Below are 19160 nucleotides of genomic sequence, written 5' to 3' on the forward strand. Positions count from 1 at the left end.
CTGGAACGCGTTCCTCTCCCCTGCCCAACACGATCCGCCCATGTCTTCCGCTTACGGCGCCGAAACGGTGCTTGAGGTCCGTCACTGGACCGACGACTACTTCAGCTTCACCACCACGCGCAGCGAGGCCTTCCGCTTCGAGAACGGCCAGTTCGTGATGATCGGCCTGGAGGGCGAGACCCGCCCGCTGCTGCGCGCCTACTCCATCGCCAGCGCCAACTGGGAAGAGCAGCTGGAGTTCTTCAGCATCAAGGTCCCCAACGGCCCGCTGACCTCGCGCCTGCAGCACATCCGGCCGGGCGACAGTGTCCTGATCGGGCGCAAGCCCACCGGCACCCTGCTGATCTCCGACCTGCACCCGGGCCGGCACCTGTACCTGCTGGGCACCGGCACCGGCATGGCGCCGTGGCTGAGCATCGTCAAGGACCCGGAGACCTACGAGCGCTTTGACAAGGTGATCCTCACCCACGGCGTGCGCTACGAGCAGGATCTGGCCTACCGCGACTACTTCGAGCGCGAGCTGCCGCAGCACGAGTTGCTGGGCGAGCTGCTGCGCGAGCGGCTGCTGTACTACCCGGCGGTGACGCGCGAGCCGTTCCGCAACCAGGGCCGGCTGACCGAGCTGCTGGGCAGCGGGCAGATGGCCCAGACGCTGGGCCTGCCGCCGATCGACCCGGCGCGGGATCGCTTCATGATCTGCGGCAGCCCGCAGATGCTGGCCGACCTGCGCACGCTGCTGGACAGCCGCGGCTTCGAGGCCTCCCCGCGCATCGGCAGCCCCGGCCACTACGTGTTCGAACGCGCCTTCGTCGAGAAGTAGTCGCCAGCCTCGCCGTGGACGCCGCCCTTGTGGCCTTGGCCGATGGCGGCTCCCTGTAGAGCGGAGCTTGCTCCGCTGGGGCCTTCCCCACGAACCGAACGAAGAGCAGCGGAGCAAGCTCCGCTCTACATGAAGGGCGCGGCTTGATCTGAGAGACGGTTAGCAGGCAGGCGTCGCTGCGCGCGCTCAGCCCAGCGCATCCTCGATGTCCCGCGCCAGCGACGCCGGCGCGTTGCGCGATCCGTAGCGGCGCAGGACCTGGCCGTTGCGGCCGACCAGGAACTTGGTGAAGTTCCACTTGATGCGCTCGGTGCCGAAGACCCCCGGCCGGTCGTGCTTGAGCCGCTGCCACAGCGGATGCGCGTTCGGGCCGTTGACCTCGACCTTGGCGAACATCGGGAAGGTCACCGCATAGTTGAGGCTGCAGAAGGCGCGGATCTGCGCCTCGTCGCCCGGCTCCTGGTGACCGAACTGGTCGCAGGGAAAGCCCAGCACCACCAGCCCGCGATCCCGATACTGCTGCCACAGCAGCTCCAGGCCGCCGTACTGCGGGGTGAACCCGCACTGGGAGGCGACATTGACGATCAGCAGGACCGAGCCGGCCCAGTCGGCCAGCGGCTGCTCGTGGCCATTGATGTCCAGCGCCGCGAATTCGAAAACACCCCGCATGCCTACCTTCCGTTGTCCCTGGCCGACCGATCATAGGCGCCATGACGGCGCGCTACCTAATGTTATGTGAGTTACGTCACAAATTTTAGGCTATCGAGGGTGGCCGGTCACGCGTGACGATTGCGTCAGGCCATGCCTTCGGTCATGGGCTGCGGCGCCGGGTCCCGGTTAGCCTCGGGGGTCGATGTCCACCACCCCGATCCGGAGCCACATGACCCACCGCCTGACCCTGGCGCTCGCCCTCGCCCTTGGAACCGCCATGCCCGCCTACGCCCAGACCTCCGCGACGCCCGCCGCCAGCCAGGCCAGCAATCCGTTCTTCGTCCAAAGCCCGCTGCCGCTGCACTACCCGCAGTTCGACAAGATCACCGACGCCGACTTCGCCCCGGCCTTCGATGCCGGCATGGCGCAGCAGCTCAAGGAGATCGCGGCGATCGCCGACAACCCGGCCAAGCCGAGCTTCGACAACACCTTCGTGGCGCTGGAGCAGAGCGGCCAGCTGCTGGATCGGGCGACCTCGGTGTTCTTCAACCTGGTCGGCACCGACACCAACGACACGCGCAAGCAGCTGCAGGCCGACTATGCCGGCAAGTTCGCCGCGCACCGCGATGCGATCAACCTCAACGGCAAGCTGTTCGCGCGCATCCAGACCCTCTACGACGGCCGCGCCGGCCTGGGCCTGGATCCGCAGAGCCTGCGCCTGGTCGAGAAGGTCTACGGCGACTTCGTGCGCTCCGGCGCCAAGCTCTCCGACGCGGACAAGACGCGGCTGAAGGCGATGAACGCCGAGCTGGCCACGCTGTCGACCAAGTTCAGCCAGAACGTGCTGGCCGAGGTCAACGATTCGGCCCTGGTGCTGGACGATGCCAGGCAGCTCGACGGCCTGAGCGCTGCGGAGATCGCCGCCGCGGCCGACGAAGCCAAGGCGCGCAAGCTGCCCGGCAAGTACGTGCTGACCCTGCTCAATACCACCGGCCAGCCGCCGCTGACCCATCTGACCGACCGGGACACGCGCGAGCAGCTGTTCAAGGCCTCGGTGAACCGCGGCAGCCGCGGCAACGCCTACGACAACACCGCCATCGTCTCGCGCATCATGACCCTGCGCGCGCAGAAGGCGAAGATGCTCGGCTATCACAACTACGCCGCCTACTCGCTGGAGAACCAGACCGCCAAGACGCCCGAGGCCGTCAATGCGATGCTGGGCAAGCTGGCCCCCGCCGCCGTGGCCAACGCCAAGCGCGAGGCCGCCGACCTGCAGGCGATGATCGACGCCGAGCAGAAGGCCGCCGGCAAGCCGGGCTTCGAACTGGCCGCCTGGGACTGGGCCTTCTACAGCGAGAAGGTGCGCCAGGCCAAGTACAACTTCGACGAATCCCAGCTCAAGCCCTACCTGGAGATGCGCAACGTGCTGGAAAACGGCGTGTTCTACGCCGCCAACCAGGAGTTCGGCCTGAGCTTCAAGGAGCGCCACGACCTGCCCAAGTACCACGCCGACACCTTCGTCTACGACGTGTTCGATGCCGACGGCTCGCAGCTGGCGATCTTCATCTTCGACCCGTATGCGCGCGCGTCCAAGCGCGGCGGCGCCTGGATGAATTCCTACGTGTCGCAGTCCACGCTGACCGGCGACAAGCCGGTGGTGGCCAACCACCTCAACATCCCCAAGCCGCCGGCCGGCCAGCCGACGCTGCTGACCTGGGACGAGGTCACCACCGCCTTCCACGAGTTCGGCCATGCCCTGCACGGCATGTTCTCCGACGTGAAGTACCCCTACTTCTCCGGCACCAGCGTGCCGCGCGACTTCGTCGAGTTCCCCTCGCAGGTCAACGAGATGTGGGCCGACGATCCGGCGATCCTGCGTCACTACGCCAAGCACCACCAGACCGGCGCGCCGATGCCGCAGGCCCTGCTCGACAAGGTCGTGGCCGCGGCCAAGTTCAACCAGGGCTTCGCCACCACCGAATACCTGGGCGCGGCGATGCTGGACCAGCGCTGGCACCAGATCACCGAGGACCAGGTCCCGGCCGCGTCCGGCGTTGTGGACTTCGAAGCCAAGGCGCTGGCGGCCGATGGCATCGCCTACGCGCCGGTGCCGCCGCGCTACCGCACGCCCTACTTCAGCCACATCATGGGCGGCTATTCGGCCGGCTACTACGCCTACATCTGGTCCGAGGTGCTGGATGCGAACACCCAGCAGTGGTTCAAGCAGCACGGCGGCCTGAGCCGCGCCAACGGCGACCGCTTCCGCAAGACCCTGCTCTCCCAGGGCGGCAGCCAGGACGCGATGAAGCTGTTCGTCGACTTCACCGGACACGCGCCGCGGATCGAACCGTTGCTGGAGAAGCGCGGTCTGGATGCGAAGGCGGACTGAGGTCTTGCGAGCAGCAGGCAAGTCGCGTCGCCGCAGTGCGGTGACGCGACTCTGTCGAAGGGATGAGTGCGAGGCGGTGAGCGCATTGCGCCCAACCGCCTCGACCAGGCCGAGCGCGGCCCCTCGGCTCGGCTACCCCTCGATGGCCGACACTTGAATGGGAAAAGATCGACCGCGCCTCATGGCTGGGCGGGAGCAACTGTCCCCTCGAATCTCGCAGCGGCCTGCCTGTAGAGCGGAGCTTGTGGCAATCCCCTCTTGGGGACTCCGCTGAGGCCTTCCCCACGAACCGAACGAAGAGCAGCGGAGCAAGCTCCGCTCTACAGGTGGGAGCCGCCATGGCGGCGATGGCGCTCTACCGGGAAAGCCTCATCGCCGCCATGGCGGCTCCCACAGGGATTCGGTTGGCGCTCCGCGAGCACCAGGCGCGCCGCCGCGATTCATTCTGTCCGCTCTGTACCACGCGCGGCAGGATCGAGGCTTTGCGGCGAATGGATCAGGATTTCTTTCGAACCGAAGCCCCATCCATGACGCGCACGGCAGCGGGCCGGCGGGCGGTGTCCGCGACTAGCGAGGCAGGACGCCGAGCGCCCGAGTCAGGGCAGGATGCCCTGATCGAGGGATAAGCGGGCGCCGCCCGCCGGACCGCTGCCCCTCCGAAGTCAGCGCCCTCCCCCTCTCGCCACTGATCAGGCGAAGAGCCACAACGCGCAAAAAAAGCCCGGCTTGCACCGGGCTTTTCTGACGTAGCTTCTCTTAAAAGCCCTAAAGCACTCAGGGCTTGGGCGGCGTCGCAATACGCAGCCCGTCACCCGCTGGCGTCACCGGATAGATCCGCCCGGTCTTCGGGTCCAGCACTTGGTTGTTGCCGACCTGCACCGCGCCCGGCACCAGCCGGCCCTGCGCATCGATCACCCGCGCGGGCGTCGCCGGCGCAGTGGGCGTGACGCTGCTGGGCTGCGTGGGCCGCTGTGCATCCGTAGCAGGCCCCTTGGGACTGACCGGCGGCGTGGTCGCGCGCTGGCCCGCGTCCGAGCGCACCCCGGTGCTGCGCTGGGGAGACGTGCCGGAGGCATCGCGCGCATTGGGAATCTGCACCGGCTGCGGCTGGTTGAGCTGCTGCGCCTGCGCCAGCGGCGCGGCGGCCAGGATCGGCAGCGCCACGATCGACAGGATGACGGTCCGGTTGAGCATGACCGAACTCCTTTGTGTGAGTGTCCGGCCACGCTAGCGCGATGCCGCTGGCTGCGCGGTGAAGCCCGCTCCGCGCGCCCGGCGCGGTTCAGCCCGCCGCGGGCGCCTCGACCAGCGCGCGCACGCGGTGCGGCCGGCTTGGGAACGCATGGCGCACGATGCGCCAGGCCACCTGGCTGAACTGTTTGAACAGCGAGCCGGTGTTGTAATGCTGCCCATAGCGCGCACAGATCTCGCGCACCTCCGCCGCCATCTCGCTGTAGCGATTGGCCGGGATGTCGGGGAAGAAGTGATGCTCGATCTGATGGCTCAGATCGCCCGTAAGCACGTCCACCAGCGCACCGCCGGAGATGTTGGACGAGCCGCGCAGCTGGCGCAGATACCAGTGGCCACGGCTCTCGTTGCGCACGCAGTCCTTCGGGAAGGTCTCCGCATCGGCGGTGAAGTGACCGCAGAAGATCACCACATAGGTCCAGATGCTGCGCAGCATGTTGGCCGCCAGGTTGCCCAGCAGCACCGGCAGGAACCACGGCCCGGCCAGCGCCGGGAACAGAACATAGTCCTTCAGCACCTGCCGGCCCATCTTGCGGCCGACCGGCGCGAACTGCGCGCGCAGCTGCCTGAAGCTCATCTTGCCCGCCAGCCAGCGGCCCAGGCGCAGGTCCTGGATCGCCACGCCCCACTCGAACAGCAGGCAGAACACCACCGCGATCGGCGGCTGCAACAGGTAGAACGGCTTCCAGCGCTGCTCGGGGAAGATGCGCAGCAGGCCGTAGCCGATGTCGTCGTCCAGCCCGCGCACGTTGGTGTAGGTGTGGTGGCGGAAGTTGTGGGTCTTCTTCCAGTTCTCGCTGGTGGCCACAATGTCCCACTCGTAGCTGCGGCTGTGCAGCTGCGGATCGCCCATCCAGTCGTACTGGCCGTGGATCACGTTGTGGCCGACGGTCATGTTCTCCAGGATCTTGGACAGCGCCAGCAGCGCGGTGCCGAGCACGCACAGCGGCCACAGCAGCGCCGGCACGAAGGCCCCGCCCACCGCGCCGGCGAACAGCGCGATGCGGCCCAGCGCGCCGCTCCAGCGCACCGCCGCGACCGCGCGGCGGATGTAGCGCGCATCGCGCGCGCCGAGCGTGGCCACGGTGCGGGCGCGCAGGGCGTCCAGCTCGGCGCCGAAGCGCTGCAGCTCGTCCTGGGACAGGGGGCGGTTGTGCTTGCTCATCTAAAGGTCCAGCGTCAGGTCGGTGGCCGCGGCGCTGATGCACAGGCGCACGGTGGCGTCGGGCTCGCCCGAACGCGCATTGGTCTGGGTGTCGCGGGTGATGCCCTCGCGCCGGGTGCAGGCGCAGGTGTTGCAGATGCCCATGCGGCAGCCCGAGGCCGGGCGCAGGCCCTGCGCCTCCAGCGCCTCCAGCAGCGACGCATCGCGCGGCACGGTCAGCGTGCGCCCGCTGCGTGACAGGGTGAGGGCAACACTGCCGCCCTCGCCCGGCAGCGCGCGCGGCGGGGTGAAGGCCTCGGCCTCGAACCGCACCACGCGCCCTTCCAACTGCGCGCGCGCGCTCTGGACGAAGCCGTGCGGGCCGCAGGCGAACACCTGGCGATGGCCGAGCTCGGGCACCAGCGCGGCCAGGTCGGTGTCGTCGATGCGCGGCGCCGCCGGGCCATCAGCCTGGCGGGTCAGCCGCAGATGGACGCGCAGGCCGCGATGGCGCGCAGCCAGCGCGGCAAGTTCGTCGGCGAAGCAGACCTCGGCGCGGGTGCGCGCCCAGTAGACCAGGTCCAGCTCGACCGGCATGCCGGCCGCGTCCAGCTCGCGCAGCATCGCCATCAGCGGCGTGATGCCGCTGCCGGCGGCCAGGAACAGCCAGGGGCCGTGCACGGCGGCCGGCAGGGTCATGGTGCCGAAGGCCGCGCCCAGCGCGAACACCTCGCCGATGCGCGCGTGCCGGCAAAGATGCTGGCTGACCCGCCCGCCTTCGACCTCACGCACGGTGATCTCGATCCGGTTGCCGGCGACCTTGCTGGGGCTGTAGCTGCGGGTGATCCGGGCGCCGTCCAGCTCCACGCCCAGGTTGATGTGCTGGCCGGCGCGCAGCCCGGCGAAATGGCGGTTGGTCTGCAGCACCAGCGTGACCGCGCCTTCGGCGGCCTGGCGGCGCTCGCGCAGGCGCGCCAGCGGGCGCTCCCAGCTCCACAGCGGGTGGACCCGGCTGGCCCAGAAGTCGAAGACCGCCGGCTCGACCAGGCGACGGGCGACGCGCTGGACCGGGGAGCTGGAACGAGGACGACGGATCGGATTCATGGCCATGCACTATACAGGCGTGAGAACGCATGTCTATACACCTGTATATTCATGTAAGGGGCTATGATGGCGGCGCCCCGCACGGACCAGGATCCGCAGTGCCCGCTACCGAGTCCGCCGCCATCGACCCCAGCTCAGACGACGCCAGCGGCGGCCGCCGCGCCGCCATCTCGCGCCAGGACCTGCTGGCGGCCGCCCTGCGCCTGGTCGGCCCGCACCGCAGCCTGTCCTCGCTGAGCCTGCGTGAGGTCGCCCGCGAGGCCGGGATCGCGCCGAACAGCTTCTATCGCCAGTTCCGCGACATGGACGAGCTGGCCGTGGCCCTGATCGACCTGGCCGGCCGCTCGCTGCGCCAGATCATCGGCCAGGCCCGCCAACGCGCGGCCTCGACCGACCGCAGCGTGATCCGCCTGTCGGTGGAGACTTTCATGGAGCAGTTACGCGCCGACGACAAGCTGCTGCACGTGATGCTGCGCGAGGGCATGGTCGGCTCGGACGCCTTCAAGGCGGCGGTCGAGCGCGAGCTCACCTACTTCGAGGACGAGCTGCAGGTGGACCTGGTGCGCCTGGCGGCGGCCGAGGGCGCCACCCTGCACCAGCCGGCCCTGGTCTCCAAGGCGATCACCCGCCTGGTGTTCGCCGCCGGCGCCAGCGCCATGGACCTGCCGCGCGAACGCGATCCGGAGCTGATCGGCCAGCTCTCCACCATGCTGCGCATGATCCTGACCGGCTCGCGCGCGATGGCCAAGGGCGTGGGCGTCGATCGCTGACGCTTGCCCTCAAGTTCGAACAAGCACGCAGACGGAAGAGTGCGATGACGGCAGCGACGGCAAATCCCAAGGTGGATGCATTCATGGTGCGGGCCGAGCGTTGGCGGGCCGAGTTCGAGGCGCTGCGATCGATCCTGCGCCAGACGCCGCTGACCGAGGACCTGAAGTGGGGCCAGCCCTGCTATGCGTTGGGCAAGGCGAACGTCGTGCTGATGCACGGCTTCAAGGAGTACTGCGCCCTGCTGTTCATGAAGGGCGCCCTGATGCCCGACCCGGAGGGCCTGCTGGTCCAGCAGACCGAGTACGTACGATCGGCGCGGCAGATCCGCTTCACCGCACTGGATCAGATCAAAGGCAAAGTCGCGACACTGAAGGCCTATGTCGAGGCGGCCATTGCGGTCGAACAGGCCGGACTCAAGATCGCCCCCAGGAAGACCGCCGATTTTCCCGTGGCGGACGAGTTCCGCGCGCGGCTGGAGGAAGACGCGGCACTGAAGGCCGCCTTCGAAGGCCTGACGCCGGGCCGCCAACGCGGTTATCTGCTGCATTTCTCGTCGGCCAAGCAGTCCAAGACCCGCCAGGCGCGGGTCGAGAAAAACCTTGCGCGGATCATGGCCGGCCTCGGCCTGGACGATTGATTCGCGCTCAGGGCAAGGCACGCGCGATCAGCAGCGCGAAATCCGTCTCCGCCGGCAGCGTGCCCATCGCCAGTCCGTGCGCGCCGCCCAGGCGCGAGCGGCAGAACGGCTCGGCCACGGGGCTGCCCGTGCGCAGCAGCACGCCGGCCTGCAGCAACAGCGCCAGGCGCTCGACCAGCAGGCGCGCGCCGGATTCGATCAGTTCGCGGCCGGCCAGCTGCGCGGCGACGAGGTCCAGCTGGCGGTCGTAGTCGTGATCCTGTCCGCGCGCTGCGTTCAGCTCGCCAAGCAGCGCCTGGCCGCAGTCAGGCTCCCTGCCCAAGGCGCGCAGCACGTCCAGGCACTGGATGTTGCCGCTGCCTTCCCAGATGCCGTTGAGCGGCGACTGCCGGAACAGGCGCGGCAGGATCGATTCCTCGACGTAGCCGGCGCCGCCCAGGCATTCCTGCGCCTCGTTGACGAAAACCGGCGCGCGGCGGCACAGCCAGTACTTGCCGATGGCGGTGGTCACGCGCGCCAGCGCGGCCTCGTGCGGATCGTGCGCGGCGCGATCGACCGCGCCGGCCACGCGCAGGGCCAGGGCCAGGGCGGCCTCCCATTCCAGCGTCAGGTCGGCCAGCACGTTGCGCATCAGCGCATGGGCGGCCAGCGGCTGGCCGAAGCTGGCGCGATGGCGCGCGTGATGCACGGCCTGGGCCAGGGCCATGCGCATCTCGGCGGTGGCGCCGAGCATGCAGTCCAGCCGGGTGAGCATGACCATCTGCAGGATGGTGGCCACACCGCGCCCTTCCTCGCCGATGCGCCGCGCCCAGGCGCCGGTGAATTCGACCTCGCTGGACGCGTTGGCCCAGTCGCCCAGCTTGTCCTTGAGCCGCATCAGCCGGAAGGCGTTCTTCTGGCCATCGGGCAGGCGGCGCGGCATCAGGAAGCAGCTCAGCCCGCCCGGCGCCTGGGCCAGGACCAGCCAGCCGTCGGACATGGGCGCGGAGAAGAACCACTTGTGCCCGACCAGCGCGTACTCGTCCTCGCCCGCCAGCGGCGTGGCGCGCGTAGCGTTGCTGCGCACGTCCGAGCCGCCCTGCTTCTCGGTCATGCCCATGCCTAAGGTGATGCCGGTCTTGTCGGCGATGGGCACATCGCGCGGGTCGTAGTGCGGGGCGGCGGCCTTGTCCGCCCATTCGCGCAGGGCGGGCTCGCGGCGCAGTACCGGGACCGCGGCGTGGGTCATCGTCAACGGGCAACTGGTTCCGGCCTCGGCCTGGTGATGCAGATAGCTGAGCGCGGCCCGGGCGACATGCGCGCCCGGCCGCGGCGTGTGCCAGGACAACCCGGCGACGCCGCCGGCCTTGGCCGCGTGCAGCAGCTGGTGATAGGCGGGATGGAATTCGACCAGATCGATGCGATGGCCGAAGCGGTCGTGCGTCTTCAGCCGCGGCTTGTCGCGATTGGCGTCGAAGCCCAGGGCATAGAGTTCGCTGCCTGCCTGTGCGCCATAGGCCTGCAGCGCGGCGGCGAAGTCGCCGGCGCCCTCGCGCGTGCAGCCCTCGCGCAGCACCCCATCGTCGCTCCAGAGATCGCGCGGCGCGAACTCCGGCGGCTGGTTGTCGACCGTGTGGGTCTCGAAGGCGGGCGTGGCGCGGCGTTCCATCATCGGTGTCCTCCCGCGCCGATTGTGCCGCAGGAACGGTCAGCCGCCCTGCTGCAGCGCGACGACCTTGACGTCGACGTCCTTGCAGGCCGCGTCGTTGCACACGCCGTTGATCCAGACCTGGCCGCTGCCCAGCATCACGCCGTTCTGGTTCACCTGGAGCGCGCCATAGCGCTGATCGGTGATGACCTGCGCGATGGCAGGCGTCAGGATCTGCTCGTACTGCGCGACGAAGTCCTGCGCGTTGTCGATGCGCCGCTTGCGATCGGCCAGGCGCACCTCGAAGGGATAGCGCATCAGCGCCGCCACGGCGGGTCGGTCGTCCGCCTTGACTGCCACCTGCAGCCGCTCCAACACGCTGCGATAGGCCGCGTGGTCGCCCAGGACCTGATCGATGCGGGCATCGACCTCGGCGTCCTTGGTGGGCGTTTCCTGCGTGGCGGGACTCGCTGAGGCTGGCGGTGCTGAGGCCGGCGCGGAGGCGACCGGTGTCTTGGAAGCCGCAGGCGCTGAAGCAGCAGGTGCGTCGGCCTGCGGCGCCTCGGGTGCGCACGCGCTCAGCGTAAGCAGCAGCATGGGTAGCAGCGTTGTTCTCATGAGTCCTCCAAGTCCGCTTGCCTGCAGCTTGCAGGCCAGGGTGTTGTGGCGGCGTAAGCCCGATGCGTCAGCTGCGGTTCGGGTTCGATCTCAGGTTCTGAGACGGCCCGTCCCAACGTTGGCGGCCTGTGCACATCCCAGTCCGCACCCTCCCGACCATGGCCCAAGCCTCAAACGACCTGATCGTCCTGCGTCCCGAAGGGCTGTATTGCCCGGCCGGCGATTTTCATATCGACCCCTGGCGGCCGGTGCCGCGCGCGGTCATCACCCACGGTCACGGCGACCACGCACGCACCGGCATGGGCCGTTACTGGGCCACGCGCGAGAGCCTGCCGATCCTGCAGTGGCGGCTGGGCGAGCAGGACTACGCCATCCACGACTACGGCGAGGCCTTCCGGATCGGCGATGCGCGCCTGTCGCTGCATTCGGCCGGCCATGTGCTGGGCTCGGCGCAGGTGCGGGTGGAGGTGGGCGATTGGGTCTGGGTCGCCTCGGGCGACTATAAGCGCCAGCCGGACCCGACCTGCGCGCCGTTCGAGGTGGTGCAGTGCGACACCTTTATCACCGAGGCGACCTTCGGCCTGCCCATCTACCGCTGGCCGGACACGCCCGAGGTCGCGCGCGAGATCGTCGCCTGGCGCCGGCACTGCGCCCAGCGCGGCGAGGCGGCGATCCTGTACTGCTATGCATTGGGCAAGGCGCAGCGGTTGCTGGCCGAGCTGCGCGACCTGGACGATCAGCCGGCGCTGCTGCACGGCGCGATCCAGGCCGGCGTGGAGGTCTATCGCGGCGCCGGCATCGCCATGCTCGACACCTTGCCGGTGTCGGAGACGGCCAAGGGCAGCGACTACGCCGGCCAGCTGATCCTGGCGCCGCCGTCGGCGGCGGGCAGCCCGTGGATCCGGCGCTTCCGCAAGGCGCAGCAGGGCTTCGCCTCGGGCTGGATGCGGGTGCGCGGCAATCGCCGCCGGCGCAATTACGATCGCGGCTTCGTGGTCTCCGACCACGCCGATTGGCCGGATCTGCTGCGCACCGTGCGCGAGACCGGTGCGCGTCGGGTGATCGCCACGCATGGCAATACGGACGCCATCATCCGCGCGATGAACGAGGCGGGTATCGCGGCCGAAGCGTTCCGCACCGATTACGGGAGCGAGGAGTGAAACGGCTCGTGTTGTCGCCCTCGCACGCTTGCCTTGCTGCCTGCAAGGGCGCGTTCTCGTCCTTATCGCGCTGCTGTGCCGTGGGACCGAAAGCGAAGTCCCTGGATTCCCGCGTGCGCGGGAATGACGCGGTGTGGATGCGCGAGAACGGAGAGATGGACGTGTCTGGCCGGTGGTCGGCATGAAGCGCTTTGCCGAGCTGTACAAGGCGCTGGACGAGAGCACCGCCACGCTGGACAAGCGCGCGGCGCTGATCGCCTATTTCCGCGATGCGCCGCCGCGCGATGCGGTGTGGGCGCTGTACCTGCTGGCTGGGGGCAAGATCACCGGCCCGCGGCAGAAGATCGCCGGAACCGGCGAGCTGCGTGCGTGGATCGCGCAGGAGTCGGCCACGCCGGACTGGCTGGTGGACGACAGCTACGACCACGTGGGCGATCTGGCCGAGACCCTGGCCCTGCTGATCGACGACCCGGCCGCCCCGCCACCGGACGTGGGTCTGGCCGAATGGATCGAGGAGCGTCTGCTGCCGGTGGCCAACCGGGACGAAGCCGTGCGCCGCGCAGTCATCGTCGAGGCCTGGCATGCCCTGCCCTATGCGCAGCGGCTGGTGTTCAACAAGCTGCTGACCGGCGCGCTGCGGGTGGGTGTGTCGCAGCGGCTGGTGCAGCAGGCCCTGGCCGAGATGAGCGGCATCGACATCGCACGCATCGCCCAGCGCATGCTCGGGACCTGGGCGCCGACGCCGCAGTTCCTGCAGGACCTGCTTTCCGACGAGGAGCTGCCTGGCGATCGCCAGCAGCCGTATCCGTTCTTCCTCGCCTCGCCGCTGGAGGCCGAGGTCGGATCGCTGGGCGATATCGGCCACTGGCGCCTGGAATGGAAATGGGACGGCATCCGCCTGCAGCTGATCCGCCGCCACGGCGAGGTGGCGCTGTGGTCGCGCGGCGAGGAGCGCCTGGACGGCCGCTTCCCGGAGATCGAAGCGGCCGCGGCCACGCTGCCGCGCGACTGCGTGATCGATGGCGAGCTGCTGGCCTGGCGCGCCGGCGAGGACGCGCCGCTGCCCTTCACCGCGCTGCAGACCCGCATCCAGCGTCGCAAGCCCGGCGCCAAGACGCTGGCCGACACGCCCGCGCGCGTGCAGGCCTACGACCTGCTGGAGCTGGACGGCGAGGACCTGCGCGAGCAGCCGCTGGACCAGCGCCGCGCCCTGCTGGAACAGCTGCTCACCGCGCACGCCGATCCGCGCATCGTCCTGTCCCCGCAGGTCCAGGCCGCCGACTGGGAGGCCGCCGCGCAGCTGCGCGAGGCTTCGCGCACGCGCGGCGTGGAGGGGCTGATGCTCAAGCGCGGCAGTTCCACCTACCAGGGCGGCCGCCGGCGCGGCGACTGGTGGAAGTGGAAGATCGATCCGCTCACCATCGATGCGGTGCTGCTCTACGCCCAGGCCGGTCACGGCCGGCGCAGCACGCTGTACACCGACTACACCTTCGGCCTGTGGGACGGCGACACGCTGGTACCGGTGGCCAAGGCGTATTCGGGGCTGGACGATGCGGAGATCCTCAAGCTGGACAGCTGGATCCGCGCGCACACCACCGAGCGCTTCGGGCCGGTGCGCGCGGTCACGCCGCACCACGTGTTCGAACTGGGCTTCGAGGCGGTCAACCTGAGCAAGCGGCACAAGTCCGGCGTGGCCACGCGCTTCCCGCGCATCCTGCGCTGGCGCCACGACAAGCCGATGGCGCAGGCCGACCGGCTGGAAGACCTCAAGGCGCTGGCGCGGTGACGCCCCGCAAGACCGCGGCGACCGGCCGCACCGACAAGGCGCAGCCGAAGGCGACGCGTCCGACGCGCGCGCGCGCCTTCGACGCGCCGCTGCAGGCCTGGCTGGGCACGCGCGGCTGGAAGCCGCTGCCGTTCCAGCGCGAGGTCTGGCAGCACTACCTGGCCGGCCGTTCCGGCCTGCTGCACACCCCGACCGGCAGCGGCAAGACCCTGGCCGCCTTCGGCGGCCCGCTGCTCGAAGCCCTGCGAGAAGCCGCTTTGAGCCCCTCTCCCCCTGGGAGAGGGGTTGGGGTGAGGGTGCGCCCGAAGACAAGAAGCGCAACCGCACCAGATCTGCCTGCTGAACTAGCGCTTCAGACAGCGGCGACGCCCGAGGGCCCTTCTTCCAACCACGAGGACGCCAAGCCCACCCCGCCCCCCAAAAAAAAGAACAACCGTGTCCGCCCCCTCCAGGTGCTGTGGATTACCCCGCTCAAGGCGCTCGCCGCCGACACCACCCGCGCGCTGAGCGAGGCCATCGCCGGCGTCGGCCTGGACTGGCAGGTCGGCCAGCGCACCGGCGACGCCAGCGCGCGCGACAAGCGCTTGGCCCGTGCCGGCAAGCTGGACGTGCTGGTGACCACGCCCGAGTCGCTGGCCCTGCTGCTGTCCTATCCCGACACCGCGCCCCAGCTGCGCCAGATCCGCGCGGTCATCGTCGACGAATGGCACGAACTGCTGCCCAACAAGCGCGGCGTGCTGCTGCAGCTGGCGCTGGCCCGCCTGCGCGCGCTCTCGCCGCGCATGAGGACCTGGGGGCTGTCGGCGACGCTGGGGAATCTGGAGGAGGCTGCGGGGGCGTTGATGCCGGTGGCGAAGGCGGGACCCGGGAAAGCGTTGGCCGCAGGTGTCACGGCCACCGGGCAAGCCAACGCTTCTGTTTCACTCCCGGGTCCCGGGTCCCCGGTCCCCGCTCCCGCCTTCGCCCTCGTCTCCGGCGTCCGCCCCCGCACCCTGGTCATCGACACCCTGCGGCCCAAGGCGGGCGAGCGCTTCCCCTGGTCGGGCCATCTGGGTTTGGCGCAGCTGGCGCGCGTGCTGGACAAGCTGATGTCGGTGCGCACCAGCCTGGTGTTCACCAATACCCGCGCGCAGGCCGAGCTGTGGCACCAGGCGCTGGCCTCGGTCTGGCCCGAGGCGCTGGAGACCCTGGCCCTGCACCACGGCTCGCTCGGCCCCAAGCTGCGCGCGCAGGCCGAGGCCGGCCTGCGCGCCGGCACGCTGCGCTGCGTGGTGGCCACTTCCAGCCTGGACCTGGGCGTGGACTTCCCGGCGGTGGACCAGGTGCTGCAGGTCGGCAGCCCCAAGGGCATCGCGCGCCTGCTGCAGCGCGCCGGCCGCGCACGCCATCGTCCGGGCGAGGCCGGCCACGTGGTGTGCGTGCCGACCCACGCGCTGGAACTGGTCGAATACGCCGCCGCACGCCAGGCCATCGCCCGCAACGCGATCGAGCCGCGCCACGCCCCGCGCCTGTCGCTGGACGTGCTGGCCCAGCACTGCGTCACCCTGGCGCTGGGCGGCGGTTTCGAGGCGGACGCGCTGCTGGCCGAGGTGCGCAACACCCAGGCCTTCGCCGCGCTGGACCAGGTCACCTGGCGCGCGGTGCTGGACTTCATCGAACGCGGCGGCAGCGCGCTGGACCGCTACCCGGATTTCCACAAAGTGGTGCACGACGAGGACGGCGTCTACCGCGTGCACGACCGCAAGGTCGCCCTGCGCCACCGGCTGTCCATCGGCACCATCACCAGCGACGGTGCGGTGCAGGTGAAGTTCCTGCGCGGCGGCGGACTGGGCTCGATCGAGGAACAGTTCGTCGGCCGCCTGCGGCGCGGCGACCGCTTCCAGTTCGCCGGCCGCACGCTCGAGCTGGTGCGCCTGGAAGACATGACCGCCTACGTGCGCGTGGCCAAGCGCGGCGACGGCACCGTGCCCAAGTGGATGGGCGGACGCATGCCGCTGTCCTCCGAGCTGGGGCACGAGGTGGAGGCCGTCTTCGGCGGCGACCACGCCGCGCCGGAGCTGCGCGCGATCGCCCCGCTGCTGTCCCTGCAGGCGCGCCTGTCCGCCCTGCCCGCGCCGGGCAGCCTGCTGTGCGAGCGGGTCAAGGCGCGCGATGGCCTGCACGTGTTCCTGTACCCCTTCGCCGGACGCCAGGTGCACGAGGGCCTGGCCGCGCTGCTGGCGCTGCGCTGGGGCCGGCTGCACGCCAATACCTTCGCCTTCGCCGCCAACGACTACGGGCTGGTGCTCTCGCCCGCCAATGCGGTCGAGCTGGAAGAGGACACCTTGCGCGCCCTGCTCTCGCCCGCGCGGCTGCTGGAGGACCTCACCGCCAGCCTCAACCTGGGCGAGCTGGCGCGCCGCCAGTTCCGCGAGATCGCGCGCGTGGCCGGCCTGCTGCCGCCGTCCCTGCCCGGCAAGACGCCGCGCAGCATGCGCCAGCTGCAAGCCTCCAGCGGGCTGCTGTTCGACGTGCTGACCCGCCACGACCCCGACCACCTGCTGCTGCACCAGGCCCAGCGCGAGTTGTTCAGCGGCGTGCTGGAACTGGACCGCCTCACCGACACCCTGCACGATTGCGCCCGGCGCCAGCTGCGGCTGTGCGCCCCGGCCAGCCTGACGCCGTTGTCTTTCCCGCTATGGGCCGAGAGCCTGCGCGGGCAGCTCAGCACCGAGGACTGGAGTACGCGCGTGCAGCGCGCCGCGCAGCAGCTGGAACGCAAGCATGGCCGTTGAGCTGGACCTGGTGCTGGCCGGTGAACCGATGCGCGCCCTGGGCGACCGGGCGCTGTACTGGCCCGCGCGCCGGCGCCTGCTGATCGCCGACCTGCACCTGGGCAAGGGCGACATCTTCCGTCGCGCCGGCATCGCCCTGCCCAGTGGCGGCACCCATCACGATCTGGCCCGGCTGGCGGCGCTGGTCGAACATACCGGCGCGCACGAGCTGTGGGTGCTGGGCGACGTGCTGCACGGCCCGGCGCCGCAGGCCAGCTGGCGCGGACATGTGGACCGGTGGCGGCGCCAGCACCATCACCTGCGCGTGATCGCGCTGGCCGGCAACCACGACCGCGACCTGGACGCCGCCGCCGACCTGGGCTTCGAGGTGTTTCCCGACAGCGTCGAGGACGGGCCGTTCGTGCTGCGCCACCACCCGCAGCCCGATCCGCAGCGACACGTGCTGTGCGGCCATCTGCATCCGGTGTTCAAGGCGCCGGGCACCACGGTGCGCTGGCCGGCCTTCCTGCTGCGCCAGGAAATGACGGTGCTGCCGGCGTTCTCGCAGTTCACCGCCGGCGTGGTGCCGGACCTGGCCCCGGGCGAGCGGCTGATCGCCTGCGTCGAGGGCCAGGCGATCGCGCTGCCGCCGGCCTGAGCGGGCGTGCCTGGCGTTTAGACGTTGTCCTGCGGCTCCAGGCGCGGGGTGATCGCGTCCTGGCGCGGCAGGCGGCGGCCGGCGCGGCGGTCGGCCTTCCAGCACAGCCAGCCGGCCAGGAAGAAGGCACTGGCGGCCAGCGCCAGCTTGACCGGGTGATGCGCCACCAGCGGCGAGACCACGCCGGCGACCAGCGCGCTGACCATCAGCTGCACGAAGGCCTGCAACGAGGACGCCAGCCCGCGCTGATGCGGGTACAGGTCCAGCACGGCCAGCGCCAGGATCGGGAACACCAGGCCCATGCCGGTGCCGGCCACGAAGATCGGCAGCACCGCCCACGGCACCTGCAGGCGCGGCGCCAGCAGCGCGTAGACGGTGCTGGCAATGCCGGACACGCCGCAGCAGACGAAGCCCAGCCGCGCCTGGGTGGCCGGCTTCATGCTGCCGGCCATGCGCCCGGACAGCCACGCGCCCAGGGTCATGCCGCCGATGGTGGGCAGGAACAGCCAGGCGAACTCCTGCTCGGTCTTGCCCAGCAGTTCGAGCACGAACACCGGCGCCGAGGCGATGTAGAGGAAGACCCCGCCGAAGGCCAGCGCGCCGGACGCGGCCAGCCGCTGGAAGCGCCGGTCCAGTCCGATCGAGGCATAGCGCCGCGCCAGCCCGCGCGGCGACAGTGGCGTGCGCGCGTCCACGGGCAGGGTCTCGGGCAGCCAGGCCGCGGTGGCCAGCAACAGCAGCAGGCCGAAGACCATCAGGAACCAGAAGATCATCGGCCAGCCCAGGCCGGTGCCCAGGATCCAGCCGCCCATGATCGGCGCGATGGCCGGGGCGATGCCGAAGATCATCGACACCTGGCTCATCAGCTTCTGCGCCAGCGGGCCAGCGTAGAGGTCGCGGATCACCGCGCGGCCGACGATCATGCCGGCGCCGGCCGAGAAGCCCTGCAGCGCGCGGAACAGCAGCAGCGTGCCCAGATCGCGCGACAGCGCGCAGCCGGCCGAGGCGGCCACGAACACGCACAGCCCGGCCAGGATCACCCGCCGCCGCCCGAACGCATCGGACAGCGCGCCATGGGCCAGGCTCATCACGCCATAGGCCAGCAGATACACGCTGACGGTCTGCTGCACCGCGGTCTGATCCACGCCCAGGCGGTGGGCCAGCTGCGGAAAGGCCGGGAAGATCGTGTCGATGGAGAACGGGCCGAACATCGCCAGCCCCGCCAGCAGCAGGGCGAGACGGCGGGTCGAGGTGGCGGGCAACGGCATGCGGGGGTCCGGGAAAGCGGGGGCCTGCCGCGCGGACGGCACGGCGGGCGCGCCGCGCGCAGGGCGCGGCGTGACGGGGAAGGAAGGCGGATTGGTGTCCATGATAGGCGCTGCGCGCAGCGTCTTGCCGCACGGCCCTGAACAGGGCTCGCCCGGCTCGCGCTGCCGCAAGCGATACGCACCCGTCCCCGGCCCGTATAATCGCCGGGGCAACACAGGTGGGAGAAGCGGCGCGGGGCCATGCCAGGCCCGCACCGCTGCCGAAGGCGCAACGCCCGTAATCGCTCAGGCCCGATACCACCGCAGGCAGCACACACTCTGGAGAGACCGGCCGCCCGCAAGGGTCGGCGCCGGCGCCGAAGGGGCACAAGGCGCAGTCCAGCGCGCCTCCAAACTCTCAGGCAGAAGGACAGAGGGGCGCGAGAGGATGCTTCCATCCGCTCGTCGTTCCCGCGCAAGCGGGAACCCGGCGACGTTGCCCGCGGCCAGGCCGCAGGCCGGCGCCGGATCTCCGCTTCGCGCGGGG

General features: G+C 70.3%; 15 protein-coding genes, 1 pseudogene and 1 riboswitch. Of the genes and pseudogenes, 9 read left to right on the forward strand and 7 right to left on the reverse strand.

Going from position 1 to position 19160, the window contains the following annotated elements; translation table 11 throughout:
* The first annotated feature begins 40 nt into the window (after positions 1-40).
* A complete protein-coding gene (locus tag MWN52_RS11450) occupies positions 41-820 on the forward strand; it encodes a ferredoxin--NADP reductase (RefSeq protein ID WP_130517810.1) in 780 nt (259 codons plus the stop codon).
* Between the two features lie 186 nt (positions 821-1006).
* On the opposite strand, the gene MWN52_RS11455 is transcribed toward MWN52_RS11450, so the two are convergent.
* The gene (locus MWN52_RS11455; protein ID WP_130517808.1) at positions 1007-1489 is read right to left on the reverse strand and encodes a glutathione peroxidase; all 483 of its coding nucleotides are present in this window, start codon (positions 1487-1489) and stop codon (positions 1007-1009) included.
* A 211-nt stretch (positions 1490-1700) separates the two neighbouring features.
* On the opposite strand from MWN52_RS11455, the gene MWN52_RS11460 reads away from it, so the two are divergent.
* The gene (locus tag MWN52_RS11460; protein WP_286574735.1) at positions 1701-3860 is read left to right on the forward strand and encodes a M3 family metallopeptidase; all 2160 of its coding nucleotides are present in this window, start codon (positions 1701-1703) and stop codon (positions 3858-3860) included.
* 774 nt (positions 3861-4634) lie between these two features.
* Here the strand turns inward: MWN52_RS11460 and MWN52_RS11465 are convergent.
* From MWN52_RS11465 to MWN52_RS11475, 3 genes are all read right to left on the reverse strand, one after another.
* The gene (locus MWN52_RS11465; RefSeq protein ID WP_286574736.1) at positions 4635-5054 is read right to left on the reverse strand and encodes a hypothetical protein; all 420 of its coding nucleotides are present in this window, start codon (positions 5052-5054) and stop codon (positions 4635-4637) included.
* Between the two features lie 88 nt (positions 5055-5142).
* Entirely contained in the window at positions 5143-6273 is a 1131-nt protein-coding gene (locus MWN52_RS11470; protein WP_286574737.1) for a fatty acid desaturase family protein, read from the reverse strand.
* On the reverse strand, positions 6274-7356 hold the full coding sequence (locus tag MWN52_RS11475; RefSeq protein WP_286574738.1) for a ferredoxin reductase: 1083 nt from the start codon (positions 7354-7356) through the stop codon (positions 6274-6276).
* A gap of 122 nt (positions 7357-7478) precedes the next feature.
* Between MWN52_RS11475 and fabR the strand changes: the two genes are divergently transcribed.
* Both fabR and MWN52_RS11485 read left to right on the forward strand, forming a co-directional pair.
* Entirely contained in the window at positions 7479-8126 is a 648-nt protein-coding gene (gene fabR, locus MWN52_RS11480) for an HTH-type transcriptional repressor FabR (protein WP_130518736.1), read from the forward strand.
* Between the two features lie 44 nt (positions 8127-8170).
* Positions 8171-8764 carry a YdeI/OmpD-associated family protein gene (locus MWN52_RS11485; protein ID WP_286574739.1) on the forward strand — a complete coding sequence of 198 codons (594 nt, stop codon included), beginning with the start codon at positions 8171-8173 and terminating at the stop codon, positions 8762-8764.
* Between the two features lie 7 nt (positions 8765-8771).
* On the opposite strand, the gene MWN52_RS11490 is transcribed toward MWN52_RS11485, so the two are convergent.
* A complete protein-coding gene (locus MWN52_RS11490) occupies positions 8772-10415 on the reverse strand; it encodes an acyl-CoA dehydrogenase family protein (RefSeq protein WP_425608023.1) in 1644 nt (547 codons plus the stop codon).
* Between the two features lie 36 nt (positions 10416-10451).
* On the reverse strand, positions 10452-10988 hold the full coding sequence (locus MWN52_RS11495; protein ID WP_286574740.1) for a hypothetical protein: 537 nt from the start codon (positions 10986-10988) through the stop codon (positions 10452-10454).
* A gap of 179 nt (positions 10989-11167) precedes the next feature.
* On the opposite strand from MWN52_RS11495, the gene MWN52_RS11500 reads away from it, so the two are divergent.
* From MWN52_RS11500 to pdeM, 5 genes and pseudogenes are all read left to right on the forward strand, one after another.
* Positions 11168-12169, forward strand: coding sequence for a ligase-associated DNA damage response exonuclease (locus tag MWN52_RS11500; RefSeq protein ID WP_286574741.1), 1002 nt, complete (start codon positions 11168-11170; stop codon positions 12167-12169).
* A gap of 181 nt (positions 12170-12350) precedes the next feature.
* Positions 12351-13955: an ATP-dependent DNA ligase gene (locus tag MWN52_RS11505; RefSeq protein ID WP_286574742.1), complete on the forward strand. Its 1605-nt coding sequence runs from the start codon at positions 12351-12353 to the stop codon at positions 13953-13955.
* Between the two features lie 89 nt (positions 13956-14044).
* A pseudogene (locus MWN52_RS19630) lies at positions 14045-14798 on the forward strand (DEAD/DEAH box helicase); the annotation flags it as partial.
* 245 nt (positions 14799-15043) lie between these two features.
* The gene (locus MWN52_RS19635) at positions 15044-16729 is read left to right on the forward strand and encodes a helicase-related protein (protein ID WP_425608124.1); all 1686 of its coding nucleotides are present in this window, start codon (positions 15044-15046) and stop codon (positions 16727-16729) included.
* Positions 16719-17366 (forward strand): ligase-associated DNA damage response endonuclease PdeM, encoded by a 648-nt coding sequence (gene pdeM, locus MWN52_RS11515; protein WP_286574743.1) that lies wholly within the window; start codon positions 16719-16721, stop codon positions 17364-17366. The genes MWN52_RS19635 and pdeM overlap by 11 nt, the downstream gene beginning before the upstream one ends.
* Positions 17367-17383: 17 nt before the next feature.
* Here pdeM and MWN52_RS11520 read toward each other — a convergent pair whose 3' ends face one another.
* A complete protein-coding gene (locus MWN52_RS11520) occupies positions 17384-18634 on the reverse strand; it encodes a multidrug effflux MFS transporter (protein WP_286574744.1) in 1251 nt (416 codons plus the stop codon).
* Positions 18635-18942: 308 nt separating this feature from the next.
* A riboswitch (glycine riboswitch) is annotated at positions 18943-19057 on the forward strand.
* Positions 19058-19160 lie beyond the last annotated feature (103 nt).

It is taken from the genome of Pseudoxanthomonas winnipegensis (assembly GCF_030322905.1).
In the GTDB taxonomy this organism is placed as follows: Bacteria; Pseudomonadota; Gammaproteobacteria; order Xanthomonadales; family Xanthomonadaceae; genus Pseudoxanthomonas_A; species Pseudoxanthomonas_A winnipegensis.

Excerpts from the sequence above, each read along its gene's own strand:
- MWN52_RS11450 (WP_130517810.1), top strand. The coding sequence starts at position 41 with ATGTCTTCCGCTTACGGCGCCGAAACGGTGCTTGAGGTCCGTCACTGG.
- MWN52_RS11455 (WP_130517808.1), bottom strand. The coding sequence starts at position 1,489 with ATGCGGGGTGTTTTCGAATTCGCGGCGCTGGACATCAATGGCCACGAG.
- MWN52_RS11460 (WP_286574735.1), top strand. The coding sequence starts at position 1,701 with ATGACCCACCGCCTGACCCTGGCGCTCGCCCTCGCCCTTGGAACCGCC.
- MWN52_RS11465 (WP_286574736.1), bottom strand. The coding sequence starts at position 5,054 with ATGCTCAACCGGACCGTCATCCTGTCGATCGTGGCGCTGCCGATCCTG.
- MWN52_RS11470 (WP_286574737.1), bottom strand. The coding sequence starts at position 6,273 with ATGAGCAAGCACAACCGCCCCCTGTCCCAGGACGAGCTGCAGCGCTTC.
- MWN52_RS11475 (WP_286574738.1), bottom strand. The coding sequence starts at position 7,356 with ATGAATCCGATCCGTCGTCCTCGTTCCAGCTCCCCGGTCCAGCGCGTC.
- MWN52_RS11485 (WP_286574739.1), top strand. The coding sequence starts at position 8,171 with ATGACGGCAGCGACGGCAAATCCCAAGGTGGATGCATTCATGGTGCGG.
- MWN52_RS11490 (WP_425608023.1), bottom strand. The coding sequence starts at position 10,415 with ATGATGGAACGCCGCGCCACGCCCGCCTTCGAGACCCACACGGTCGAC.
- MWN52_RS11495 (WP_286574740.1), bottom strand. The coding sequence starts at position 10,988 with ATGCTGCTGCTTACGCTGAGCGCGTGCGCACCCGAGGCGCCGCAGGCC.
- MWN52_RS11500 (WP_286574741.1), top strand. The coding sequence starts at position 11,168 with ATGGCCCAAGCCTCAAACGACCTGATCGTCCTGCGTCCCGAAGGGCTG.
- MWN52_RS11505 (WP_286574742.1), top strand. The coding sequence starts at position 12,351 with ATGAAGCGCTTTGCCGAGCTGTACAAGGCGCTGGACGAGAGCACCGCC.
- MWN52_RS19635 (WP_425608124.1), top strand. The coding sequence starts at position 15,044 with ATGTCGGTGCGCACCAGCCTGGTGTTCACCAATACCCGCGCGCAGGCC.
- pdeM (WP_286574743.1), top strand. The coding sequence starts at position 16,719 with ATGGCCGTTGAGCTGGACCTGGTGCTGGCCGGTGAACCGATGCGCGCC.
- MWN52_RS11520 (WP_286574744.1), bottom strand. The coding sequence starts at position 18,634 with ATGCCGTTGCCCGCCACCTCGACCCGCCGTCTCGCCCTGCTGCTGGCG.